21 protein-coding genes and 1 tRNA gene are annotated in these 22210 nt (G+C 50.7%); 13 read left to right on the forward strand and 9 right to left on the reverse strand.

Annotation, left to right across the window (positions count from 1 at the left end):
* Positions 1 to 4 precede the first annotated feature (4 nt).
* Positions 5 to 1285, forward strand: coding sequence for a 3-deoxy-D-manno-octulosonic acid transferase (locus AB9F29_RS08695; protein WP_369755346.1), 1281 nt, complete (start codon positions 5 to 7; stop codon positions 1283 to 1285).
* Positions 1285 to 2277, forward strand: coding sequence for a tetraacyldisaccharide 4'-kinase (gene lpxK / locus AB9F29_RS08700; protein ID WP_369755347.1), 993 nt, complete (start codon positions 1285 to 1287; stop codon positions 2275 to 2277). Before AB9F29_RS08695 ends, lpxK begins: the two co-directional genes overlap by 1 nt.
* On the opposite strand, the gene AB9F29_RS08705 is transcribed toward lpxK, so the two are convergent.
* From AB9F29_RS08705 to AB9F29_RS08715, 3 genes are read right to left on the reverse strand one after another with little or no spacing between them, the layout of a single operon-like run.
* Positions 2274 to 3395: a CaiB/BaiF CoA transferase family protein gene (locus tag AB9F29_RS08705; protein ID WP_369755348.1), complete on the reverse strand. Its 1122-nt coding sequence runs from the start codon at positions 3393 to 3395 to the stop codon at positions 2274 to 2276. The genes lpxK and AB9F29_RS08705 overlap by 4 nt on opposite strands.
* A 3-nt stretch (positions 3396 to 3398) precedes the next feature.
* Positions 3399 to 4016 carry a DsbA family protein gene (locus AB9F29_RS08710; protein WP_335583982.1) on the reverse strand — a complete coding sequence of 206 codons (618 nt, stop codon included), beginning with the start codon at positions 4014 to 4016 and terminating at the stop codon, positions 3399 to 3401.
* Positions 4017 to 4024: 8 nt separating this feature from the next.
* Entirely contained in the window at positions 4025 to 4546 is a 522-nt protein-coding gene (locus AB9F29_RS08715) for a DUF721 domain-containing protein (protein WP_369755349.1), read from the reverse strand.
* 81 nt (positions 4547 to 4627) lie between these two features.
* On the opposite strand from AB9F29_RS08715, the gene AB9F29_RS08720 reads away from it, so the two are divergent.
* Both AB9F29_RS08720 and AB9F29_RS08725 read left to right on the forward strand, forming a co-directional pair.
* Positions 4628 to 5692, forward strand: coding sequence for an A/G-specific adenine glycosylase (locus AB9F29_RS08720; protein WP_369755350.1), 1065 nt, complete (start codon positions 4628 to 4630; stop codon positions 5690 to 5692).
* A gap of 32 nt (positions 5693 to 5724) precedes the next feature.
* Positions 5725 to 6858 (forward strand): alkane 1-monooxygenase, encoded by a 1134-nt coding sequence (locus AB9F29_RS08725; RefSeq protein ID WP_369755351.1) that lies wholly within the window; start codon positions 5725 to 5727, stop codon positions 6856 to 6858.
* A 106-nt stretch (positions 6859 to 6964) separates the two neighbouring features.
* Here AB9F29_RS08725 and AB9F29_RS08730 read toward each other — a convergent pair whose 3' ends face one another.
* The 3 genes from AB9F29_RS08730 to AB9F29_RS08740 all read right to left on the reverse strand — a co-directional run bounded on the left by AB9F29_RS08730 (position 6965) and on the right by AB9F29_RS08740 (position 9393).
* Entirely contained in the window at positions 6965 to 8080 is a 1116-nt protein-coding gene (locus AB9F29_RS08730; protein ID WP_039003344.1) for a site-specific DNA-methyltransferase, read from the reverse strand.
* A gap of 103 nt (positions 8081 to 8183) precedes the next feature.
* Entirely contained in the window at positions 8184 to 8819 is a 636-nt protein-coding gene (locus tag AB9F29_RS08735) for a ribonuclease HII (protein WP_369755352.1), read from the reverse strand.
* Between the two features lie 73 nt (positions 8820 to 8892).
* The gene (locus tag AB9F29_RS08740) at positions 8893 to 9393 is read right to left on the reverse strand and encodes a hypothetical protein (RefSeq protein WP_369755353.1); all 501 of its coding nucleotides are present in this window, start codon (positions 9391 to 9393) and stop codon (positions 8893 to 8895) included.
* A 152-nt stretch (positions 9394 to 9545) separates the two neighbouring features.
* Here AB9F29_RS08740 and AB9F29_RS08745 point away from each other — a divergent pair, with 152 nt between their 5' ends.
* The 7 genes from AB9F29_RS08745 to AB9F29_RS08775 all read left to right on the forward strand — a co-directional run bounded on the left by AB9F29_RS08745 (position 9546) and on the right by AB9F29_RS08775 (position 15778).
* On the forward strand, positions 9546 to 9824 hold the full coding sequence (locus AB9F29_RS08745; RefSeq protein ID WP_369755440.1) for a hypothetical protein: 279 nt from the start codon (positions 9546 to 9548) through the stop codon (positions 9822 to 9824).
* Entirely contained in the window at positions 9802 to 10500 is a 699-nt protein-coding gene (locus AB9F29_RS08750) for a response regulator transcription factor (protein ID WP_039003342.1), read from the forward strand. The genes AB9F29_RS08745 and AB9F29_RS08750 overlap by 23 nt, the downstream gene beginning before the upstream one ends.
* Positions 10501 to 10562: 62 nt before the next feature.
* On the forward strand, positions 10563 to 11861 hold the full coding sequence (locus tag AB9F29_RS08755) for a mechanosensitive ion channel family protein (protein ID WP_369755354.1): 1299 nt from the start codon (positions 10563 to 10565) through the stop codon (positions 11859 to 11861).
* Between the two features lie 24 nt (positions 11862 to 11885).
* Positions 11886 to 12332 carry a hypothetical protein gene (locus tag AB9F29_RS08760; RefSeq protein ID WP_369755355.1) on the forward strand — a complete coding sequence of 149 codons (447 nt, stop codon included), beginning with the start codon at positions 11886 to 11888 and terminating at the stop codon, positions 12330 to 12332.
* Between the two features lie 54 nt (positions 12333 to 12386).
* Positions 12387 to 12463: transfer RNA gene (locus AB9F29_RS08765), tRNA-Arg, on the forward strand.
* Between the two features lie 1000 nt (positions 12464 to 13463).
* Positions 13464 to 14267, forward strand: coding sequence for an alpha/beta fold hydrolase (locus AB9F29_RS08770; protein WP_369755356.1), 804 nt, complete (start codon positions 13464 to 13466; stop codon positions 14265 to 14267).
* A 173-nt stretch (positions 14268 to 14440) separates the two neighbouring features.
* A complete protein-coding gene (locus tag AB9F29_RS08775) occupies positions 14441 to 15778 on the forward strand; it encodes an APC family permease (protein ID WP_369755357.1) in 1338 nt (445 codons plus the stop codon).
* Positions 15779 to 15793: 15 nt separating this feature from the next.
* Here AB9F29_RS08775 and AB9F29_RS08780 read toward each other — a convergent pair whose 3' ends face one another.
* Together AB9F29_RS08780 and AB9F29_RS08785 are read right to left on the reverse strand one after the other, a co-directional pair.
* A complete protein-coding gene (locus AB9F29_RS08780) occupies positions 15794 to 17953 on the reverse strand; it encodes a glycoside hydrolase family 99-like domain-containing protein (protein WP_369755358.1) in 2160 nt (719 codons plus the stop codon).
* Positions 17954 to 18063: 110 nt separating this feature from the next.
* Complete coding sequence (locus AB9F29_RS08785; RefSeq protein WP_335583969.1) at positions 18064 to 18858, reverse strand: ABC transporter permease; 795 nt, start codon at positions 18856 to 18858, stop codon at positions 18064 to 18066.
* Positions 18859 to 18946: 88 nt separating this feature from the next.
* On the opposite strand from AB9F29_RS08785, the gene AB9F29_RS08790 reads away from it, so the two are divergent.
* Positions 18947 to 20251: a hypothetical protein gene (locus tag AB9F29_RS08790; RefSeq protein WP_369755359.1), complete on the forward strand. Its 1305-nt coding sequence runs from the start codon at positions 18947 to 18949 to the stop codon at positions 20249 to 20251.
* A gap of 4 nt (positions 20252 to 20255) precedes the next feature.
* Positions 20256 to 20939 carry an ABC transporter ATP-binding protein gene (locus tag AB9F29_RS08795; protein WP_369755360.1) on the forward strand — a complete coding sequence of 228 codons (684 nt, stop codon included), beginning with the start codon at positions 20256 to 20258 and terminating at the stop codon, positions 20937 to 20939.
* A 21-nt stretch (positions 20940 to 20960) separates the two neighbouring features.
* Here AB9F29_RS08795 and AB9F29_RS08800 read toward each other — a convergent pair whose 3' ends face one another.
* Complete coding sequence (locus tag AB9F29_RS08800) at positions 20961 to 22127, reverse strand: nucleotide sugar dehydrogenase (protein WP_369755361.1); 1167 nt, start codon at positions 22125 to 22127, stop codon at positions 20961 to 20963.
* Positions 22128 to 22210 lie beyond the last annotated feature (83 nt).

The raw sequence follows: 22210 nt of genomic DNA on the forward strand, positions 1-22210 counted from the left end.
CGGAATGTCGTTTTCGCTCTCTCTTTTTATGAAGGCCCAAACGCGGCGTACTGCAGAAGTGCAGATCGCGCTCGAGAGCGAAAACTCACCCGGTGCCGCCGAAGAAATGGGGATTGCCAGCGTCGAAAGACCGCGAGGGGTTCTCGTTTGGCTACATGCTCCTGACGTCGCGAAGGCACATGCTCTTACAAAACTCATTCGACAATTGAGCGAGGACTGGCCCTCGGTGCATTTCCTTGTGACCACCCCGCGCAATGACAGAATTCCTTTTACGACCGACGCGCTTCCTCGTCACTGCTTTCATCAGTTTTCGCCCGCAGAAGTCCCTATTTTCGTCGAGAATTTCCTGAAACACTGGAAGCCAGATTTGGCTGTTTTTGCGGGAATTGATACCGGTCCAATCACCGTTCTTTGCACTTCCAATAGCCGAATTCCTCTGTTTCTCATCGATGCAAAACTCGACGCACGTAGCTTTTCTGGTGTGCGCGACCGGTTCTCGGGCCAACGGTCGGTCATGCGGGAGGTGTTGCGGCGTTTCAATTACATTGACACAGTGGATGCCTCCTCCGCAAAAGCGCTTTCCGCTTTGGGAATTGAGGGGAGCCGGATCACAATTTCTGGCCCTATAGAGGAAGTGAGCACGACACTGCCCTGCAATGAAGAGGATCGCACTCACCTCGCGAAAGTCCTCGTTGGCAGGCCAGTTTGGTTTGCGAGCAATATTCCCAAAGTGGAAGAGAGCATCGTTTTGAATGCGCATATGACAGCGAGCCGAACGGCACATCGCTTGTTGCTCATTCTGTCGCCCGATTCAAGCCAACGGGGGTCTGACCTTGCAGATGAGTTTGCTCAGAAGGGACTTCGGGTGAAACTGCGTTCGCTTGGCGAGATTCCAGATGACGAAACCCAAATCTACATTGCTGACACAGATGGCGAACGAGGGCTTTGGTATCGTCTTGCAACTGTGAGTTTCCTCGGATGCAGCCTTGCTGCAGGACACGCGATTCAGTCACCGTTTGAGGCCGCTGGCCTTGGCTCTGCTATCTTGCATGGACCGAACCTAGGGACGCATCGCAAAGTATATGAGGCTTTGAATTCGGAGGGGGGAGCGCGACAGGTTGGCACCACAACTGAACTGACCAATGGACTTCTTTCGCTCCTTGCGCCAGACCAATCCGCGGCGATGGCGCATTCCGCATGGGATTTGACGACCAAAGGGGCGCGCGCCACGGATTTGGCCGTTGCTCGTATTGAAACGATGCTCGAAGATATCGGAGCTTTTTGATGAAACAACCGCTGTTTTGGTACCGCCCATTTGAGAATTCGTGGCGCGACAAATTGCTCGCGCCGCTGGGAAAACTCTATGCGGCGGGCACGGCGCGTCGCCTCTCAAAAACCAATGGCTACCGCCCAAAGATGCCTGTGATCTGTGTGGGTAACATCAATATTGGTGGCACGGGTAAAACCCCGACCGCTATTGCTCTGATCCAACTCCTTCAGGGCATGGGCCGAAAACCCGCGCTCTTGTCACGCGGATATGGTGGCAAGTTTGAAGGGCCGGTACTCATTGACCCGAACGGACACTCCTCTAGCGAGGTGGGCGACGAACCAATGCTGCTCGCGGCCTTCGCGCCTTGCATTGTTGCTAAAGACCGCGCCGCTGGCGCGCGTTTCGCCGAAACCCTTGATATCGATGTTCTTATTTTGGACGATGGCTTCCAGAATCCCTCCGTTGCCAAGGATCTTTCGATTGTCGTTGTGGACGCTGCATTAGGGTTCGGCAATGGTCGTGTCATACCGGCCGGCCCCCTGCGCGAACCTCTTCATGTGGGTCTAATAAGGGCCGATATGGTGATATCTGTTGGAAGTTCCGCCGCCCAAGAGCAATTCACTAAAGCATGGGGTCACGCAGTCGGAGTGCCACGTCTAGAAGGAGAGCTGACTGTTTTGCAAATGGGGATGGATTTTTCCGGCCTTCGGTGCTTGGCCTTCGCCGGAATTGGTCACCCCGAGAAGTTTTTTGAAACACTCAAGTCCCAAGAGGTTGAACTGATAAAGACCGTCGCCCTCGCCGATCATCAGCCCCTCAGTGAAGCGCTAATGCGTCGTCTTGAGTTCGATGCAGCAACACTAGGGGCGCAATTAATCACAACGGAGAAAGACGCCGTTCGTTTACCCAGCGCCTTTCGACAAAAGGTTCTGACCTTGCCTGTTCGTTTGGAAATTAAGGACGCGACCGCTTTGGTCGAAGCCCTGAAATCCGCAGGAATAGACTAGGGTATCTTGGTGGTTCCTAGTTTGGGCGAAGCTTGATCAAGCGCCAATTGGCTTTTCGAAAACGTAATTGGTGTTCGTACCCCAGAGACGCCCTCAGGCGAAATTTTAAGGCCGCGATGCTTAACCTGTGGATCGTTGAAAACGTCCTCAATCGTATTGATCGGCCCCGCCGGCACACCGAAATTTTCGCACGCGGCAAGAAGTTCGGCCTTTGTCATTTTGAGTGTGTGAACTTCGAGTAACGCGCCAAGCGCCTCTCGATTTGTCACACGCGCGCTGTTCGTGGCGTATTGCGGGTCAGAGGCAAGGGTTTGAACAGAAAGCAATTCGCAGAATTTGACAAACTGACTATCGTTTCCGACGGCGACGATTATGTGACCGTCCGAGCACCCAAACGTTTGATAGGGAACAAGATTTGGGTGCGCGTTGCCAAGCCGCTTCGGCGAGATACCCGTCGCGAAATAGTTCATCGACTGGTTGGCTAGGATTGCGGTGCCAACATCCAAAAGCGCCATATCGACCTGTTGCCCTAACCCCGTTTTCTCCCGCTCATGGATCGCCGCAAGGATGGCCGTACTGGCGTAAACCCCTGTAAAAACGTCAATAATCGCCACGCCTGTTTTCTGAGGGTGGTGCTCAGGGTCACCTGTGACCGACATAAGGCCCGACATGCCTTGGATGATATAGTCATAGCCCGCGCGTCCAGAATAGGGGCCCGTTTGACCGAAACCCGTGATCGAACAATACACCAGACGTGGATTGATTTCGGCAAGACTGGCGTAGTCCAACCCGTATTTCTTGAGCCCGCCAACCTTGAAGTTCTCAATCACAATATCCGCGCTTCGGACCAAATCACGTACCTGTGCCTGACCTTCGGCTGTTCGGAAATCAATACAAATTGAGGATTTCCCACGGTTCGTCGCATGGAAATACGCCGCCGAGGTTTCGCCATTGTGTTCGATATAGGGTGGGCCCCAACGGCGTGTATCATCGCCCTCAGGACTTTCGACTTTAATGACTTCTGCGCCCAAATCCGCCAATATCTGGCCACACCAAGGGCCCGCCAAAATGCGGGCCAATTCAATGACTTTTAGGCCAGTTAATGGCGGCTGGGACATATTTTAGAGCAACCCGTCGAGGTGGTCTGCAAACTCTTGATAGGTTGCGTTTTCAAACTTCTTCCCGTTGATCATAAAGGAAGGCGTTCCCGTGATCTCATCGCGAGTCGCGTTTTCCTGGAACCAAGCAACAAGGGCCTCTGCTTGCTCGCCATCTGCCAGGCAGGCGTCGAGTGCATCCTTGTCTAAGCCATCAACCAGTCCGATTTTGCGCAAGTTTTCCGCAATTTCGGTTGGCTCGCCGGTCGCCCAAGTTTTCTGATTGTTATAGAGCGTTTCGGTAATAGCAAAGAACCGTTCTTCGCCGCCACAACGTGCAACCATGGACGCCCAAAGACCGTACCGATCAAAATAAACTTCCCGATAGACAAAGCGAACTTTGCCTGTATCGATATAGTTTTCTTTGATTTTCTGGAACGTGCTTGTGTGGAAATTCGCGCAATGCGGGCATGTGTAGGAGGCGTACTCAATAATTTCGATGGGCGCCTCGGGTGATCCCAAGACCATTTCTGTGATGCCCGTCATTGGGGCGGTTTCTGCATCCTGTGCAAAGGCAAAGGAGCCTCCCATCGCGGGAATGATCGAAAGGGCGAGTGCGGAAGTAAATTCGCGACGGTTCATTTGGTCACCTATTTTTGTTTTCTGGAAAGGACGTTCGCGCCCAGAGCTTCAAGAGCAGCTCGCAGGTCGGCGTTTTGGACTGGCGCTGCAAATGATTTTGCAACGGCAGCTTTTTGTGGATCGGGAGTGGGTGTTGTTTTGGGGGCATGGGCAAAATCGATCTTCCCTTCGGAAAATCCACTCCGCGCAGTTTGGGTAATCCGAATCGCCGAAATCGCCGCGTGGCCGTAAACTTGGTTTACGCGGGTTCGGATTTGCTCCTTTTGCATCTCCAACATCGGTGCTTGCGCGCCAGTCGTCAGCAGCGTCAAAGTCGCGCCAAAACTACCCCGACCATATTTTACATCCACAGGACGGGCGATCTTGGCTGTCTCTTCACCCACGATTTCGGCCCAATGCGTCAACATCCGCGTCACAGCAAAGCCACGCTTCTCCGCCGATTTGCGGATTTGCCCCTGAAGCAAACTCGAAGTGCGCTGAAAGCCCTTCATGTTGCGGCCAGGTTTTTGATAGCGCGTTTGCGGCTTCATCTGTTCATCCCTGTGTTGCCTGCTATTCTATGCGCCATGGCGACGTGCGCCAGTGAAATAGCGATAACGATTGGATAAACAATGCGTGACCTGCCGAAATCCGCCGATCTTTTGGCATGGTACGACCTGAATGCACGCGAAATGCCATGGCGTGTGGCGCCAGCGGCGTCGATTGCGGGAATACGGGCGGATCCCTATCGCATTTGGCTTTCGGAAGTGATGTTGCAACAGACCACAGTGGCCGCAGTTCAGGCCTATTTCATAAAATTCACAACGCTTTGGCCAACTGTGCGCGATTTGGCAGCAGCAGAAGACGCCGATGTGATGGCCGCATGGGCGGGCCTTGGATATTACGCAAGGGCCCGAAATTTGCTAAAATGTTCGCGCAGTGTTGTCGCGGATTATAACGGTATTTTTCCATCCACCCGCGCCGAACTTGAGAGTCTTCCGGGAATTGGACCGTATACCTCTGCGGCGATTGCATCGATTGCCTTTGATCGTGCCGAAGTTGTTGTTGACGGAAATGTTGAGCGGGTTATGGCGCGTATCTTTGCCCATGACGTCCCACTTCCCGAGGCCAAACCCGCCTTAAGGGACTTCGCAACAAAACTAACGCCCCAGAAACGCGCGGGGGATTACGCACAGGCGGTTATGGATTTGGGCGCGACCCTTTGTTCTCCTCGCAATCCAACCTGCGCGCCTTGCCCATGGACAGAAAAATGCCGTGCCCAAAAATTAGGAATCGCCGCCGAACTGCCCAAGAAAACGCCGAAAAAACCCAAGCCGACTCGGTTCGGCACAGTCTATTTGGCCCAGCGCGAAGATGGCGCGTGGCTTTTGGAACAGCGCCCCGATAAAGGATTGTTAGGGGGTATGCTTGGCTGGCCGGGAAATGAATGGAGCGAAAACCCAGAGAATGTCGATCCGCCAATTTCAACTTTTTGGACCCCCCTGAATGGCGAAGTAGGTCATACTTTTACCCATTTCCACCTTAAATTGGCAGTACAGGTCGCGCAGGTTCCCCTCGAAGCCGCCCCACTACGTGGCGTTTTTGTTGACGCCTCCACCTTTAGCGCCAATGATTTACCCACTGTCATGCGCAAGGCATTTGACCTTGCACAAGGCCTGCGCGACAAAACCGCATAACATCTAGAACTTTTTAGTTCACGGAGCTCAACATGATCCCTGCCGAAACTGTCTCAAAATTTCAATCTGCGCTACCGTTTTGGCTCTCGCTAGGGATGGTTCCCTTGGCCATTTTGGGGGCTGTGTTTGGCGGATTTTGGGTTATTTTACTGCCGCTTTATGGCTGGCTCCTGTTTGGAGTTCTGGACGCAATTTTTGGGCGGACCACGGAAAACGCAAATCCATTGACGCCTGATAGTGACCTGTTCTGGTATCGCCTCATCACGTTGATCTGGCTACCGATTCAATTTTGTGTAGTGTTTGGCCTCATATATTATGTACCTCGCGCCGATCATTTGGGGACTCTTGAAACGCTCGTGCTCTTCTTTGGTGTTGGTGTGGTTTCGGGTACAATCGGGATCAATTATTCGCACGAACTCATGCACCAAAAAAGCCGGCTAGAACGTTGGTCGGCCGATATTCTTCTCGCGATGGTTCTGTATAGTCATTTCCGCTCCGAACACCTTTTGGTGCACCACATTTATGTTGGCACCCCGCGCGACCCTGTTACTGCGCGATACAATGAGGGATTTCACCAATATTATCCGCGCGTTCTACGACAATGTTTGCCGTCCGCATGGAGGGCCGAAAAGGCGATGTTGGCGCGGCGCGACCTGTCCGTCATGCATCTCCGCAACCCGTTTTGGCGCTATGCTGCACTTCAGGTTTTCTTTCTGGTGCTGGCGTTTTCGTTAAGTGGTTTTGTTGGGCTGGGGTTGTTTCTCATGCAAGCAGGCGTCGCGATTTGGCAATTGGAACTGGCCAATTATATCGAGCATTACGGCCTGACACGCGCCCATATTGGCGGTGGGAAGTACGAGCATGTGAGGCCGCACCACAGTTGGAATGCGTCCCACAAGGCCAGTAATTGGCTCTTAATTAACCTTCAACGGCACAGTGACCACCACTATAAACCATCCCGCCGTTTCCCCCTGCTCCAGAATTACAGCCAGAAGGATGCGCCGCAACTTCCCTACGGGTATCCGGTTATGACGGCCGTTGCGATGATCCCGCCGCTTTGGCGTCGTAAGATGAATCCGCACGTTCGCGCGTGGCGCAATCATTACTATCCGGGCATCGAAGATTGGTCGGCCTATAAGGATGGCACAAATCCGATGCCACGGTAAAAAACACGAAAAAAACCCTGTCGCATGGGCCAGAGGCTTGCACGACAGGGCAAGGTTGCGCTGTGGAGCAAGTCCACAGACACAGGCGGTAATTAGTATATCTAGTTTAGTTGGGGCGTTCGGTCATTTCCGCGCGAATTTGCTGACGCAACAAGTCAATCGGGACCTGTTTGCCGTCGCGCTTAAAGCACCAATATGTCCAACCATTACAGCTAGGAGCGCCTTCCAATGCGGCCCCAACCTGATGAATTGAGCCTTTAACATCGACGCCAACCAATGTGCCGTCTGCACGGACCTTGACCTTGTGGCGCTTGTTCATCGAATAGAGTTCTTCGCCAGGCTGAAGCATGCCGCGCTCGACCAATTGGCCAAAAGGAACACGTGGTTCGGCGCGCTTCGATGTCGAAACCTGCAAGCTCTCGTTGTCGAACTTGCGGATATTCTTGAGGCGTTTCTCGGCGACTTTGCGATAGTCGGCTTCGCGCTCGATTCCGATGTAATCACGGCCAAGTTTCTTGGCTACAGCGCCAGTCGTCCCTGTTCCAAAGAACGGGTCCAAAACAACGTCGCCGGGGTTTGTTGTGGACACCAAAATGCGGTGCAACAAGCTTTCGGGCTTTTGCGTTGGATGCGCTTTGGTACCTTCGTCATTTTTCAAACGCTCATGGCCATTACAGATCGGCAAAACCCAATCGGACCGCATTTGAATACCTTCATTGAGCGACTTGAGCGCCTCATAGTTGAAGGTATATTTGCTGGATTCCTCTTTGGACGCCCAGATCATTGTCTCGTGTGCATTGGTCAGACGTTTGCCGCGAAAATTCGGCATGGGGTTGGATTTGCGCCAAACAACGTCGTTCAAAATCCAATAGCCAGCGTCCTGCATGGCAGCGCCAACGCGGAAAATATTGTGGTAGCTGCCGATAACCCAGATCGCGCCATTTGGCTTGAGGATACGTCGAGCAGCTGCGAGCCATGCCTTAGTGAAACGGTCATAGGTTTCAAATGAGGAGAATTTATCCCAATCATCATCCACAGCGTCGACTTTTGAGTTGTCGGGGCGGTGAAGATCGCCTTTCAGCTGAAGATTATAAGGGGGATCTGCGAAAATAAGATCGACAGAGTTTTCAGGAAGACTGTTCATCACATCGATGCAATCGCCGTCAAGTATCTGGTTAAGAGGCAGCTCGAAAGCCTCTTTTGCTTTAGTATTGTTTTTCATTACTGCCTCATATGTTGCGCATTTTTGCGCTTACTTATTGAGACCAAGAATGAGTCATAATGGATTCGTCGTCAATTTCTTTTTTGAATCAATCACTTAACTTTTAGTCTTGATACAAGATATTGTGTACTGGTTTGAAGGAACGTCTATGGTGTGGGGTAACCCCAAGTTTTAGAAGCGCAGACATGTGGCTTTTTGATCCATATCCCGCGTTTGTCTCCCAGCCATAACCCGGATGCTGTTGCGCTAAATCCACCATGAGGCGATCGCGGCATATTTTTGCGACAATTGAGGCCGCCGAAATCGATACTGATTTGCGATCACCTTTGATAATTGCCTCCGAACTCAAGGTAAGGTCGCGGGGAATCATATTGCCGTCGATCAGAACGTGATCGGGAACAACATTGAGGCCCGCAATCGCACGCACCATAGCGAGGTGACTCGCACGCAGAATATTGATCTCGTCGATTTCCTCCACCGAGGCATGCGCAATCGACACTTGCGCCTTTGCGAAGATCACTGCTTCCAGTGCTTCGCGTCTCTTGGTTGTCAGGAGCTTACTGTCATTCAAGCCTTCTGGGATGTCATTTGGATCAAGAATGACCGCCGCCGCCGTTACGGGCCCCGCGAGTGGTCCGCGCCCCACTTCATCAACCCCTGCGATGAACTTGGCGCCGCGCTTCAACGCAGCCATTTCATAGGAAAAGTCGGGGACGGGTTTGGGAGGTTTGCTGTTCATATCCTTGGATTGCCCATTCTTGGGCGGCGGGCAAGCAAAAAGGGCGGGGAATTTTCCCCACCCGTTTGACACCTTAGTATTCGCGGCGCTGAGTATAGTATCCGTTATGCTGTAAACAGTTGGGGCTATAGACCTTAACGTGCTTATCGTGGCCCTTGCCTTTTCCCTTACCATGCCCCTTGCCCTTCCACTTACCTTTACCATTATTCTTAAGCTTAATTTCACATTGCTTAGGAAGATTCTGTGCGTGTCTAAAGTGCTTGTTCAGGCAGTCTTCAACATAGTAGGACCTATTGCCATCCGTTGTCCGGAAGGACCTATAACAATTCTGCGGCAACCGTTTATTGTTATCCGTCCAACGCCGGTTTGGTTTGTAGATTTGTTCTGGAATTGGCTTCACCGGAACGGCAACTGGTTTGTTGTCACGCTCACGCTCGGCGACCACGCCAATAATGCCCATCACAGCAATGGCCGCGAGGAACTTTTTCAAATCCTCATTCGCTTGAGCCGGAGCCGAGAACGACGGAACAGCCAAAACAGCGACCAAGAGAAGCGTTCGAAGATTGCGGATCATTTCAAAATTCCTTTATTTAGGTGCAATACGGAAATTGCGATGAAATAATTTTGCGCATTTGGGTGAAGTCTCTCAATATCACCTGATTGTTAGGGGATAACCGAACCTGTGATATTGAATAACACGCACAATTGGCGCATGGTTTTGAAATGATGAAACACATAATCTTCGCGATTGCGCTTCTTGGTGCCGCACCCGCCTCTGCCGCTTGTTATGCGGACTATAAAGCCAAGCAAGATAACCCTTTGCGACTCCATTACGGGGTTGTGAAATTAACGGATGATACCTGCGAAAAATCGGCCGCGGGGTCGGTAATTGCAAAACGGATCGGCAAAGACGGCTGGACACTTCTCACGGTCATCAGTGTTTTTGACGATGCCGCCTTGAACGGTAAGAAAGCGAGCGCGGGTGCCTACTTCCTTCGCTACTAAAGCCTCTCATTCTGGCAACCGTGTCATTCTGATTGGAACAATCGTTGTCGTCGTACTCCTCGCAGGTGCGGCGGCACTTTTGTTGTCGAACCTCCCCGATGCCAATGCGTTCAACGCGCGTGTTGAAAGTATCTTTATTGCCAACAATGATCTTACGTCCGGGGCGGAAATTAAGCTTCTAGAAATCCTTGCCCAATCGGGAACAGCCTTTTCGGATACGCTGAATTCCTATCGTGTCACGATCCTCATCTTACTGGTTTTTGCTTCAATTATGATGGTCGTTTCGCTCGTTTTCTTGCTGACGATCCTATTTTTGAATCGCCGCATGGGCGAGGTTGAGCGCTCGGGAATTCAAGTAAATTCCCTCCTGATTAGCCGAGAGGAAAACACGGTTTACCTCAACAATATGGAATTTGTCCTTACCCCCGCCGCAATCGAAACCCTCTCGGTTTTGGCTGAAGCGAGGATGGACGATGATGTCATGACAGGGGCCCAAATCGAAGCCGTTATTTCGGGGCGCAACGAGGTCGATTGCGACGAGGCCGCGGGCGCAACACGAATAAAACGGCTGCGCGATTCGCTGGGCAACCAAATGGTCAGCAATTTATTGGTTAAGAACGTTGCTCGACGGGGTTATTTGCTCTCGATTGAAAAAGACGTCATTCAAATGCTATAACCCCCGAAACTCGGTTATTTTCTCCTTCTATACCCGTTCAAATTTTGTGACAGGAATTTTCTATGTCGACCCTATCCAGACGGCTTTTGATTTGTCTCACGGCCGTTTTCCTTTCGTTGGCTACGACAATTTCAGCCCAAGAAACTACCGAAACTGTTTCGATCAGCACAGAGCTTCAAAGCGCGGAAACGGATCAACAGGTTCTCTCCATTCTGATGGTGCCTTTAACATCTGAGGAATTGGCCGAAGTCGCGAACGCGTGGCAGGGCATCGTCCATGCGCAAATGGACGAAATTGCCAACATTAATCTGAAGGTTTTGACTGCCAGCGCCACGGAAATCGACGCCCTTCGTACGCAATTGTCCACCATGACGACCGAGCAATTTGCACTTCAGCGGAAATACCAAAGTGTTCTCAAAGCTTGGGGCCGAAAAGGGGGGGCCGCTGAAGACTTGGAGAGCCATGAGAATTATTTAATTGGCCTTAAAGAGAGCAGCCTCCAAACTACTGATTCCATTACCCTATTGCGCACTGCTGGAAACTGGATGATCGCGCGCGACGGCGGGCTTGGAATTCTCATCAAAATCGGTACGCTTATTGTTGCCGTTTGGGTGCTGGCCTTTGTTGCGAAATTCATTCGCCGCGTGACACAGCGCGGGCTCGAGAAAATCCCGCATCTTTCGAACCTCCTAAAAGCGTTCATTCTTACTGTTGTTTACTGGCTAGCTTTTGCCATTGGCATCATGGTTGTTCTTGCGGCTTTTGGCGTCAATGTTGGGCCACTGTTCGCCCTCCTTGGTGGTCTATCCTTTATTCTCGCTTTTGCCCTTCAAGACACGCTCGGAAATCTAGCGAGTGGCTTGATGATTATGATCCTCAAGCCTTTCGACACGGACGACTATATTCATACCGCTGGCACCTCTGGAGTTGTGGTTGAAATGTCGATAATTTCCACAAAAATCCGCACCTTTGACAACCAAATCATCGTCATTCCGAACTCCAAAATCTGGGGCGATGTTATTACCAACGTCAATGCCTCCGATACGCGACGCGTTGATATGGTGTTTGGAATTGCCTACTCCGACAGTGCCGACCATGCGATCGGGATTCTCAAAAAATTGCTTGAGGACAATAAATTGGTGCTCAAAGATCCGGCCGCAGATGTGTTCGTTGGCGAATTGGCCGACAGTTCGGTCAATATTTTCTGCCGCTCATGGGTCAAAACCGAAGATTATTGGACCGTCTATTGGGATATGCTTGCCCGCGCCAAGACCACATTTGAGGCCGAGGGTATTTCCATTCCGTTCCCTCAACGCGACATCCATGTTCACCAGATTACTGCCGATGCCAGCGACAAATAGAAATTATATTTTTGGGAGTTTGAAATGATCAAAGTTGTTTTAGGCGCGGTTCTCGGGGCCGCAATTGTAGTTGCCGGATATTTTCTGTTGAACAAACCAGAACCAACATCAGAGCAACGTTTAAAAAGTGCGCTTGAGGATGCTGGCGATGCAGCAAAAGATGTAGTCGGAGACGTTGGAACCTCTATCGCAAAAGGCGCGTCCGACAAGGCTGAAGGCATGGCGCGCTATGTCGAACAACTCTCGGACGACGCCAAAGTTAAGCTTGAAATTGAACTCGCTAAATGGAGGGAGTCTGGAACTATTTCGGACGACAGTTTCGATTTTGAAAAAGCCGTCGCAGACCTCAAAAACAGTGATCTCTCAACTGCCACACAAGCTCAAATAAACGACATCCTCAAAACCCTACAAGACGCCCCAGAGTCTTTTGACGCACAACTCAACGAGCTTAGAAAGCAACTTGAAAAATAGTCGTAAAATCGCCTGTTAATTGGCGTGACCGATCTATACAAATTCAAAACAAGTGGCCTCGTGGCTCAATTGGATAGAGCAGCCCCCTCCTAAGGGGCAGGTTGGTGGTTCGAACCCACCCGGGGTCACCAACAAAATCAAGCCAAGACAATCGCTTGAAATCCCATCAACGCGCAGAGAAACATCATAATGTGTTTCGAAAATTTGCACTTTTTCTGTTCATTAGCTGAAAATGAAAACGCCGCGTCTTTTTATAAAGACAGCGGCGTTTGGTCTTCTGAGGCGTACGAAAACTCTCTAGAGGAATGTATCCCAATTTGAGGTATCTCTGCAACATCAATCGGTACACAAGACGAACACAAACGCAGTGCCTGAATGATCGTATTTAGTCAGTCTTTTGGAACTGAATGCACCTTACGGCGATCAGCTTCATGAACACGTCGGCTACCCGACCGGTCGTTTTGTCCCTTACCGCTCGTACAAAATTCTTGTGTTCAGTTGGATTAAGGCGCGCAGCACTGCACTTTAGCAATGCTGGCAAACGTCTACCAGCTTGGATGGGGCATTTCATGCATCCCTATACCCCCCACTGTCTGGTTCCTGAAATTGTCATACCATCCTTCCCCTAGTTGTTGGGAGAACGCGTACGCGGATTAGGCGGCGGTGTTCACCGCGAATTCCTTGGTGAAGTTTATAACTCACAAAGCCGTCGATTTGGGTTCGTGGAAACAGAATTGACACCTTGATGGATCGCCTCTGCCTCACGGGCAACGCTTACTAGCGACCTCGCCCGTGGCAAACAAATCACGGAATTTGGCATTCTGGGACAAAGCATGACTCGCTTTGTAGCGCGGCAGGACAAAAACGGTCCCGCCGGACAATGGACCGAAGATTTGGTAACACAGGTACTCTACAGGGACGGTGCTAGAGGGCGTGGGATGTGCCGATCGATTTTAGCCGCATCGAACGTCCACAGTATCCCCGCTTTTAGGGCGATGCTTCCGCAAAGGTGATTCATTCCTGAAAAAACGATATAGTGAGGTTATTCTTCCTCGCAGGCCTAGCGACAATTCAATGGCCTCTGACACGGTCCAATGTGCTACAAAGCGTCAATCCTAGGGAGGGAGCAAAATGCCTCACGTTGATCTAAACGGTGCCCATATTCATTTTACCGACACCGGCGAGGCTGGCGAAGTAATCGTGTTTTCACACGGCCTTTTATTTAGTGGCGCCATGTTTGAGGAACAAATCGCCCATTTCCAGGAACAATATCGCTGTATTACTTTCGATCACCGTGGTCAGGGGCAGAGTGGTGTGACCAAAGGGGGATACGATATCGACACACTCACCCAAGATGCTGCGGCCCTCATTGAGCATCTTGGGGTCGCGCCTTGTCACTTTGTTGGTTTGAGTATGGGTGGATTTGTTGGCATGCGATTGGCCGCAAAACATCCGGAATTGTTGAAAACGCTCACCCTGCTCGATACCTCCGCGGACCCTGAACCGATCGAGAACGGACCGAAATACCGTATGCTCAATTTTGTTGCCCGCTGGATCGGTTTGTGGGCCGTAACGGGGCGCGTTTTGCCGATCATGTTCGGGCAGACATTCCTGAACGACGCGGCTCGGGTGAAGGAAAAGAAACGGTGGGCGGATGCGATTGCAGGCAATCATCGCATTGGTATATCGCGGGCAGTGTCGGGTGTGATTGAGCGCGATGGCTGTGCCGAACTTCTGAACAATGTTAAATTGCCCGTCGGGATCGGGGTTGGAGAGGAGGATGTAGCCACTGACCTTGAAAAATCTGAACGCCTTCATGCGGCGATTAAGGGGTCGGAACTATTCGTCCTAAAGGGCGCAGGCCATTCTTCTTCAATCGAGACACCAAAATTGGTCAACGACCTCATTGAGCGGACAATAGGCCGTGTGACATAGGGGGGGTCTTTCGGGAGAACTTCCCTTTGTTGCGCCCCTATTGAAACACTGCCGCATTTCTTAATACTTGTGCACGGAAGCGACCTCTCCAATCAAGTGTTTCAGACTTGCTACCTATTTGAATACATTGCAGGATCAAGTTGAGCCCGCATGATTAATGGACACATCACCCAATGCCTAAGACCCCTTTTGAGACAGTAAATCCGAACTCTAAAAAACTTGGAACACTGTCGACCTTGTCGATTGGCCTCGGCGGAATGGTCGGCGGCGGAATCTTTGCTGTAACGGGGTTGACGATTGAGTTGACCAAACAGGCCGCACCACTTGCCTTTGTCATTGCTGGGATTGTGGCCTTGCTGACCAGCTATTCCTATCTGAAATTGACGCTGGCCTATCCGGGCGAGGGCGGCACTGTTGATTTCCTCTGTCGCGGTTTTGGTACGGGTTTATTCACAGGGGCCGCCAATATCCTCCTCCTGCTGAGCTACGTGGTTTTGCTGGCGATTTACGCCTATGCCTTCGGAAGTTATGGCGCGGATCTTTTTCCTCATGAGTCGCAAAATTTCCTGATACATTTATTAACCAGCGGCGTCATAATCGGCCTTGTCGGCTTGAACGTTCTGGCAGCTAAACTCGTCATCAAATCCGAAAACGTGTTCAATATCATCAAAATGGTCCTGTTGGTCGGTTTCATCATTGCGGGTTTCCTCACACCGATGGACTGGACACGATTGGACCCCGTCGGCGCCGTGACGCCCGTCGCTCTCATTGCAGGCAGTATGCTGATTTTTCTGAATTTTGAGGGGTTTGAGCTGATCGCCAATGCTTCCAAAGATGTGGCCGACCCGCGCCGCTCCTTACCGATTGCCTACATTGGCGGAGTGCTCATTGTCATTGCCCTCTATGTCCTGATTGTGAGCGTTGTTTTGGGACATATGAGCCTTGAGCAGGTCGGCGCCAATAGGGACACGGCTCTTTCCGCTGCGGGCCGAGAGGTTCTGGGCAAGACCGGATATATTGCTATCGTCGTGGCCGCCTTAATGGCCACAAGCTCGGCGATCAATGCAACGTTTTTTAGTACAGGTCGCTTAGCCTATGTCATTGCCAAAACGGGGCAGTTGCCTAAGGAAATCGAACGAACAATCAGAAACGAACATTCCGAGGGGGCCATCATTTGCGCGGCTCTGGCACTAATCGTTGCCAATTTCATTCCCCTGCAAGCCATTGCAACAGCGGGCAGCGCCGGTTTTTTGCTCCTGTTTTTCTTCGTGAATGTCGCGAGTGTCCGTTTGGCCAAAGAAACGGGCGCTCGGGCGTGGATATCTGGCCTTGCGGCCTTCACCACTGCGGGAGCCTTGGGTGCGCTATGCTGGAAAGTCGCTGAAAACCCAGCAACACGTAGCCACCTCGTAATTGTAGGCGCGATGATCGTGGCCTCTGTGCTAATCGAGTTTCTTTATCGCTCAGCGACCGGTCGCAAAATCTCCCTCAGACGCCATAAAGCAATCTGATATGGGCAGGTGTTTTTAGCCGAGGCTACGCGGTTTGATATTGCGTTTCGCCGTTTCCAAATATGCAGATCCATAATGCTTACTAGGCTCTAATATGGCGTTTTCGGCCCATTCGTTCCATGCGTTGATAAACAACTCGTTCCGATAGGACCCTTCAAGGCGATGGGCGCGTATCGACTTCAACCAACGATCAAATGATTGCGGGTTGGCCCCATATGCCATATGCGCGGCAGCCCCACGACGTGCGGTATTATCCCAGCTTGGCATAACCCCGGCAATTGTATTGGCAGGGAGGCCACGCACGTAGGATTTCTTCGCGCTGTTTTCAATCACACCGCCATAGCTATAGATAAGGCCTGAAAAAGAGCCTGAATATTCGGAATCAAGACTATCAATTTCGATCAAATCTTTTTCAACGACCATTCCGTGCGGCGGCATTTCAATCCAGAAATCAAAAACGTCTTCGGCGACAGATTGATCGCCCGAAATATGGAACCGTACCGCGCCCAACTCCACTTCACCAATTCCAGAATCGCGCCAAGCTTGCCGCATTAGAGCCACATTTTGAACGGGGTTCGGCATGTCTTCGGGGCGATAAATCACGAATCTTGGGTCGCGACCATTTGGCCGTTGATAGCGAGCGTCCCGCATATATGGGAGGCTGTCCTCGACCAAGCGCTCTTCAAAACCTTCACCATAGGATTGATCCAGAAGGATTTCGCCCGAGAGGCCATCCCAATTGCGCCGCCAGCTTTCGTTGGCCCAACAAAGATAGAATGGGAAGTCAATTTCTGGGGCGTTAAGGAGGTTATTCATCGGCGTTTCTAAGATACGCGTCCGATCAAACCAGTAGTGATAGACACAAAACGCGTCGATCCCGGCATCCTTGGCCAACTCGGCCTGTTGCCCCATGACCGACGGCAATCGCAAATCATAGAACCCTAAATCGGCGGGTAAAACGGGTTGTTGGTGGGTTTTGTACTGGGGTTTAGCAGCGACGGTCGACGTCCATTCGGTAAACCCTTTGCCCCACCATTTGTCATTCATTTCAGTTGGATGGAACTGCGGCAGATAAAAACAGGAGGTAAATTCAGGCAATGGCAATGGGTCAGCAACAGGTCTCGCCATGATTTCGGAGGTTTGACGCGTGGTTTGCCCCCCATTTGTAGCCAAGAACCCGACACCGCGTTCAAACGCATGGGCGAGTGTTCCGTCGACCTGGCCCAACTCATATTCGAAATCGTCCTCTGTCAGGCGCATCCCTTTTATCATAGACAATATTTCGGGCTTCAACCAATAAATGGACCCCGCTGGGAATGAAATCCCCTTCTCTGTGATAGGAACTTCGACCCGCGCCAACATCGCTTTTGTCCGCTCGAAATTAGACCCCCACCAGCGCGTTTCGGTAAAATGTTGACCGTCTGCAACAAGGAAGCCTGCGGTCTCATCTGCCAAGAATGCATCGGTGATAAGGGACGTGTTTTGCCCATCTAGAAGACCCGAAATCAAGTGATCTCGCCATTTTTCGCCATCGGTTCGATGCGGGGATTTCTTGGTATGAAACTTACAAATCGCGGAATAACCGTCCAGAACACTCGAATTCGCGAGATAGACAAAAGGGAAGATATCGCGACCGTGGTTATGCAACTCAAAACAACGCGCAGACGGGAAAGTCGCGCGAATATCGGCGAACATTTCATCCGTTTCACTCGGATCAAAGGTCGCTGTCACAAACAGGTCAAATTCGATATCTAGATCCAACAGACGCGCCTTAAAGTCTGACCACAAGTCATGATAAAACACGTGGATGACGATGGCAAACTTGGCCTTTTGGCCCTCGATCAAGGGTCTGACAACTGCAATTTTCTTCCCATCTCGCGAGGACGCACCCGGGCGCACAGCAGTCGCACGTCCTTCGTTTTTGCCGCGCTCCAGATAATGCCGCAGGGCCTGTCTATGTTCAGGGCCAATATCTTTATTCAAACGCAGGTAATCTCTGGGAGCGAAATCTGGGTTGGGACGCAACCCCAAACTCTCGCCATAAAGCACATAATGCCGTTCAGGGAACCGATGGTAAAAACGATTGATATTACTGTTTGTACGCAAATAGAACCCGCGGTCAAACTCTGGACTGCGCTTCAAAATATTCACGTATTTAACCGCTGACGGCGTCATGAAAGCGACTTTAAAAGAGGCCTTAAACCTCCGCTTTAGTGTCTCAATAGTGTGAAAATCCAAAAGGCCCGTCCCGAAAATTTGCGATGGTGAAAAATTCAGATTTTTCATCAGTCATTGAGAATAGTGCGGTTGTAACGGTTGAGCAAGAGAAGCCCAATGCCAAAAGCCGCGAATGACCCCAAATAGACGTAAAGAGGCTCGATATAACTGCCCTGATAATTCGTGTAAAAGCCGCGCCGCATTTCTCCCACTACATGAACAAGGGGGTTAAATACCAAAAACTCATTAAACGGACGAGGAATTGAGTCAAAAAGAAACAATACCCCAGAAATGATGAGAAGGGGCTTGTTTACAATGGCCCAAGCTTGCCCCCAGATTGGAAACATCGACATAAGAAAACAGTTTAATGTTCCAACCCCAAGCCCCAAGGCTGCCGCCATGCACATCGCGTTGATTATATGAAAGGGATCGAGAATTGGTCGCATATCGCCAAACCAAATAATGCCCCATATCACGAGGGCAAATACCATTATATGGGTCAAACTCGTGAGCAAGAAACGTGCGAGTATGGCATCAAAATAGGTAACCGCCGGATAGCTCAAAAGGGATTTAGAAAACTGAATCGAGGCCGCAACCTTTGATGAGAGGCCGAGATAGAAAACAAAAGGCAAAAAACCGGACGCATAGAAAAGGGGGAAGCTCGTCCCGAGGGGGGGAGCGCGAAATGCCGCGGAGAAGACGATCGACAACAGGGCAATACCCGCGACGGGTTCAAGGATCGCCCAAGCATATCCCCCTGGCGATCGGCCATAGCTGGTCGCCATTTCTCGAAGCAACAATGCGCCAACCGTACGGGCCGTCTTGTGCCTTCTCGCATGCAGGCCTTTCGCGAAGAATGCCACCGATCCACCCTTTTTTGTTCTATGGTTTCCCTTTTAATAGATATGAAGGAAGTGTTATCAATAGGCAAATGATCAGATGGGGAATCCAGTGTCGACACAGAAGGTAAATCCGGGATCCGGTCCCGTTGCTCAGCCGGCGGCCCCCAAGAATGCAAACCCGAATCAAGGGACGAGCCTCATTCGCCCTACGACTCCAGCACAACCCAAGGCAAATCCTGCCGCTCCCAAACCAGCGGCGGCAACACCAAAGCCAACCGTGGTTACCATAGCGCCGCCAGCAAACAGAGCCAAACTAGAGCGGCGGCATGGGCTTATCGCTGTCCTTTTCGCCCTTATTGTTGTTGTGCCAGTGGGCCTCTGGGCTGCTTACCTTTATCAACGTGCAGAAGATCAGTTCGTATCAACCGTTGGGTTTTCGGTTCGAACAGAAGAAGCGCAATCGCCACTGGATATATTGGGTGGCTTGGGTAGTCTCTCCGGATCGGGCTCCCGCGACGCGGATATTCTCTATGAATTCATCCAGAGCCAAATCATGGTCCAAACCATTGACGCACAACTCGACCTACGAAAGCTATTCTCTATTCCCGAAACCGATCCGATTTTCTCGTTTGATCCGGAAGGTTCAATAGAAGATCTGGTGAAGTATTGGCAACGCATGATCCGCGTAAACTACGATACCGGCACACAACTTATTGAACTCCAAGTTCGGGCCTTTACTCCGCAAGACGCCCAAAATATCGCACGGGCGATTTTTGAGGAAAACTCGCGAATGATTAACGCGCTTAGCGCGATTGCCAGAGAAGACACAACGCGTTACGCCCGCGAAGAGCTGGACAAATCCATCGCGCGCCTGAAAATCGCACGGGAGAAAATGACCCAATTTAGGCTGCAAAATCAAATCGCCGATCCGGAAACGGAAATCGTGGTGCAAACGGGCTTAATGAATGCCCTTCAACAACGGCTTTCGGACGCGCTTATCGAACTTGATTTGCTCAGTGACATTGCGTCGAAAACCGACCCTAGGATCACCCTCGCTCAGCGAAAAATCGACGTTATTCATGCGCGGATCAATGATGAGCGGCGGAAGTTTGGGTCCAATCCAACCGGCCAAGGTGGCGAAGATTTTTCCACAATGATCGGCGAATTTGAAAGCCTGATTGTTGATCGTGAGTTTGCCGAGAAATCCTATCTTGCCGCCTTGCAGGCCTATGATTTTGCTTTGGCCGAGGCCAGCCGTCAGAGCCGGTATTTGGCTGCCTATGTGAAACCAACCTTGGCAGAAACAGCCCTTCATCCAAAGCGCGAGCTACTGTTAGGTCTAGCAGCCCTGTTTTTATTCATGATCTGGGCAATTCTAACGCTGGTCCTATATTCCATCCGAGATCGCCGGTAATTCTATGATTCAGCTTTCGAATCTCAGCAAGACTTTCTTTCTTAATGGAAAGTCTAAAGTTGTTGCGCAAAACATTAACGCGGTCTTCCCGTCTGGTGTTTCGATTGGGCTTTTGGGGCGAAATGGAGCAGGCAAATCCACGTTGCTGCAAATGATTTCTGGCACGCAACGGCCAACCTTGGGTTCGATAAGTTCAACGGGGTCAATTTCCTATCCGGTTGGTTTTGCAGGAAGTTTTCATCCGGAACTCACAGGGTCTCAAAATGCACGGTTCGTTGCCCGTATTTACGGCGTGGATACGGAAAAATTGACCGAATTTGTTAAGGATTTCGCCGAATTGGGCGTGCATTTCGACCTACCGTTTCGAACCTATTCCTCGGGAATGCGGTCGCGTTTAGCATTTGGCGTGTCGATGGGAATCAAATTCGATACCTACCTCGTGGATGAGGTCACATCTGTTGGCGACGCGGCGTTTCAAACAAAAAGTTCCGCGCTTTTTCAGGAACGCATGAAGACAAGCGGCGCAATTGTTGTGTCTCACTCCCTGCCGATGATAAGGAAATTGTGTTCGGCTGGTGCGGTCCTAGAGAAAGGCCGCCTTTTTTACTACGACGGTATTGAAGATGCGATAAAGCATTATAACCACGTGATTCAGGGCCGAACCCCGCCTTGGATTGTCGAATACTAGCCGTATTCCACAGAATAGATCCTAATCAGAGCCAAAAAGATCACGCGTAAACACTTTGTCAGCGACGCTAAGAAGCTCGCTGGATGTTCGATTTGCCACGATCACATCGGAACATCTTTTGAATTCCTCAAAGTCCGAGAAAACCTTGGAATGGAAAAATTCATTTTCATGCAAAGCGGGTTCATAGACAATTACGTCGATACCCTTGGCCTTAATCCGCTTCATGATCCCTTGAATCGAACTTTGGCGAAAATTGTCTGAGCCTGTTTTCATAACAAGGCGATATATACCGACAACTTTAGGGCCACGTGCGATGATTTGATCGGCGACAAAATCTTTGCGGGTGCGGTTCGCATCCACAATGGCACGAATCAAGTTTTGCGGAACTTCCGAATAGTTTGCCAACAATTGCTTGCTGTCTTTGGGTAGGCAATACCCGCCATATCCAAACGACGGGTTGTTGTAATGGCTGCCAATGCGTGGATCCAAGCCAACACCTTCAATAATCTGACGTGCATCCATTCCCGAAGCCAAGGCGTAACTGTCCAATTCGTTAAAATAGGCAACGCGCATCGCCAAAAACGTATTAGCAAAAAGTTTGATCGCTTCTGCTTCGGATGCGCCGGTAAAAAGGGTCTCGATGTCCTCTTTTATAGCGCCTTCCTTCAGCAGATCAGCGAATATCTTTGCCCGTTCGCTCTTTTCACCGACAACAATTCGGCTGGGGTAAAGGTTATCATAAAGCGCACTACCTTCCCGTAGGAATTCGGGGCTAAAAACAACTTGATTAGTCTCTAACTTGGCTGAAATTCTCTTTGTAAAACCCACTGGTATCGTTGATTTTACAACAATGGTTGCCGTGGTGTTCACGGAAATGACTTCCTTGATAACCGCCTCAACTGTGGATGTATCAAAGAAATTTGTCGAGGGATCGTAATTGGTTGGCGTCGCAACAATGACATAGTCGGCATCACTATAGGCGCGATTCCGATTGTCTGTTGCCAACAGTGAAAGTTGCTTATTGCTCAAAAATTCCTGAAGTTCCGCGTCTTCAACTGGGCTTCGGCGCGCGTTCACCGCCTCCACGCGTGATATGTCCAAATCCACAGCGATCACGTCGTTATTTTGTGCCAATAAGACCGCATTTGACAAGCCCACATACCCAATCCCAGCTACACAAATCTTCACGTCAATTCCTAACTTTAAAACTCATATTTTCGTACGCTTGGTCTATCAGAGGTTCAGAAAAGACACACACTGAATTCAACCCT

The organism is Falsihalocynthiibacter sp. S25ZX9 (assembly GCF_041205405.1).
Taxonomy (GTDB): domain Bacteria; phylum Pseudomonadota; class Alphaproteobacteria; order Rhodobacterales; family Rhodobacteraceae; genus Falsihalocynthiibacter; species Falsihalocynthiibacter arcticus.

Coding starts and splice junctions, on each gene's coding strand:
- AB9F29_RS08695 (WP_369755346.1), top strand. CDS start 5: ATGTCGTTTTCGCTCTCTCTTTTTATGAAGGCCCAAACGCGGCGTACT.
- lpxK (WP_369755347.1), top strand. CDS start 1,285: ATGAAACAACCGCTGTTTTGGTACCGCCCATTTGAGAATTCGTGGCGC.
- AB9F29_RS08705 (WP_369755348.1), bottom strand. CDS start 3,395: ATGTCCCAGCCGCCATTAACTGGCCTAAAAGTCATTGAATTGGCCCGC.
- AB9F29_RS08710 (WP_335583982.1), bottom strand. CDS start 4,016: ATGAACCGTCGCGAATTTACTTCCGCACTCGCCCTTTCGATCATTCCC.
- AB9F29_RS08715 (WP_369755349.1), bottom strand. CDS start 4,546: ATGAAGCCGCAAACGCGCTATCAAAAACCTGGCCGCAACATGAAGGGC.
- AB9F29_RS08720 (WP_369755350.1), top strand. CDS start 4,628: ATGCGTGACCTGCCGAAATCCGCCGATCTTTTGGCATGGTACGACCTG.
- AB9F29_RS08725 (WP_369755351.1), top strand. CDS start 5,725: ATGATCCCTGCCGAAACTGTCTCAAAATTTCAATCTGCGCTACCGTTT.
- AB9F29_RS08730 (WP_039003344.1), bottom strand. CDS start 8,080: ATGAAAAACAATACTAAAGCAAAAGAGGCTTTCGAGCTGCCTCTTAAC.
- AB9F29_RS08735 (WP_369755352.1), bottom strand. CDS start 8,819: ATGAACAGCAAACCTCCCAAACCCGTCCCCGACTTTTCCTATGAAATG.
- AB9F29_RS08740 (WP_369755353.1), bottom strand. CDS start 9,393: ATGATCCGCAATCTTCGAACGCTTCTCTTGGTCGCTGTTTTGGCTGTT.
- AB9F29_RS08745 (WP_369755440.1), top strand. CDS start 9,546: ATGAAACACATAATCTTCGCGATTGCGCTTCTTGGTGCCGCACCCGCC.
- AB9F29_RS08755 (WP_369755354.1), top strand. CDS start 10,563: ATGTCGACCCTATCCAGACGGCTTTTGATTTGTCTCACGGCCGTTTTC.
- AB9F29_RS08760 (WP_369755355.1), top strand. CDS start 11,886: ATGATCAAAGTTGTTTTAGGCGCGGTTCTCGGGGCCGCAATTGTAGTT.
- AB9F29_RS08770 (WP_369755356.1), top strand. CDS start 13,464: ATGCCTCACGTTGATCTAAACGGTGCCCATATTCATTTTACCGACACC.
- AB9F29_RS08775 (WP_369755357.1), top strand. CDS start 14,441: ATGCCTAAGACCCCTTTTGAGACAGTAAATCCGAACTCTAAAAAACTT.
- AB9F29_RS08780 (WP_369755358.1), bottom strand. CDS start 17,953: ATGACGCCGTCAGCGGTTAAATACGTGAATATTTTGAAGCGCAGTCCA.
- AB9F29_RS08795 (WP_369755360.1), top strand. CDS start 20,256: ATGATTCAGCTTTCGAATCTCAGCAAGACTTTCTTTCTTAATGGAAAG.